The organism is Pseudoalteromonas sp. SR45-6 (genome assembly GCF_014163545.1).
GTDB classification, from domain to species: Bacteria; Pseudomonadota; Gammaproteobacteria; order Enterobacterales; family Alteromonadaceae; genus Pseudoalteromonas; species Pseudoalteromonas rhizosphaerae.
In genome coordinates this window covers 1-1,354 of sequence record NZ_JACJDM010000136.1, presented here as the reverse complement: position 1 = coordinate 1,354, position 1,354 = coordinate 1, and the positions used below count along the sequence as shown (strand labels likewise).

At 41.1% G+C, this 1,354-nt stretch carries 2 protein-coding genes; both read left to right on the top strand.

Annotation, left to right across the window (positions count from 1 at the left end):
- The coding region (locus H5158_RS22510) for a polymorphic toxin type 15 domain-containing protein (protein WP_182740961.1) at positions 1–741 on the top strand (741 nt) is incomplete at its 5' end.
- Between the two features lie 7 nt (positions 742–748).
- A partial coding sequence (locus H5158_RS22505) for a GAD-like domain-containing protein (protein WP_182740960.1) occupies positions 749–1,354 on the top strand: 606 nt, incomplete at its 3' end.

Genomic DNA, 1,354 nt, shown 5'->3' with positions numbered 1-1,354 from the left:
AACGAAATTGGTAATCGCGTAAACAAAGCCCTCGATGAGTTTGAGCCACCGGCAAGCACGGGTGTAGTGGGCAAACCGAAGAAGACGGTAGCCAATGAATTAGAGCCACCGAAAGGGAATGATTTAAAGGGGGCTCAGGGTAAAAACACTCACCCACTTCGATTAAAAATGAAAGCTTACAAAGTGCCTTGTTTTAAACCAAGTGATGGCTTAAGGAAAAGAAATAAAGGCGACTTACGCGCTTTAGAGCATAATTACGCAAGGCAGCTTAAACATCAAGAAAATGGCTTGAATGATTTAACCATTGGTGAATTCAGAGAAAACCGCGAGCGATACAAAAAGATGAAGCGCAAAGGTACTGGAACTGCGCAAGATGATTTTAGAAAAGACTTCGAAAAAGATTTAAAGAGCTCCCTTAAAGACTCATACAGCAAAAAAGTATCATATGCTGAAGCCGAAAAACTAGCCTTGCAAAGGACAACAGAAATTATGGACAATTTACATGCATTACATGACCCTGACATGGGCGCAGGCGGGTATGATAGCGTATCGCGTATGGGCGATAAACGAGTTAATGGCTCTGTAGGTCCGCAGTGGGCTAAAGCACCCATAGGGAGTAAAAAAGGGGATAAAACACGCGTGCAATTAATGGATGAGCAAGTTGAAAACGCATTTAAAAAACATGGCCCAGATGCTAAGTTGAACATTCAACTTGAGCGCTGCCCGTTAAATAAAAAGTAGAGAGCCCATGATAGAAACGAATGATGACGCCTTAGATTATTTTCTAAGCAAATTTAGGCAACCAACAACAACTGTACCCGCGACTACCGCTGATATAGAAGCGTATCGAGTGAAACTGCCTGACCAGCTACTTGAATACTGGCAAATACTCGGTTTCAGCGGCTTTGCCGATGGTTTATTTTGGCTGACAAATCCAGCGGATTATCAAGACATTCTTGACCGATTTTTAGAAGACACCCCGTTTGAGCACGACGATATTTATTATGTTATAGCGCGTAATGCCTGGGGCAATTTAAAACTCTACGGTGAGAAAACCGGACATTCTGTGGAAATCAGCCCTTACCTTAATTGGATGCGGACTAAGCAAGGAAATGAACAAGATATTAAAGCAGGTAAAACTGAGCGGACAATAAAAAATTTTATAGCATTTCAAGAAGTTGAAGACCTTGATATAGAAAACAACCAAAAGAAACCACTTTTTCCTGCGGCATTAAAAAAACATGGCCCACTCAATGCTGATGAAGTGTACGGCTTTGCGCCATTTTTATTTATGGGTGGCGAGAAAAAAATCAAGAATATTGAAAAGTGCGATATTTTTGCCCATTTGAATTTA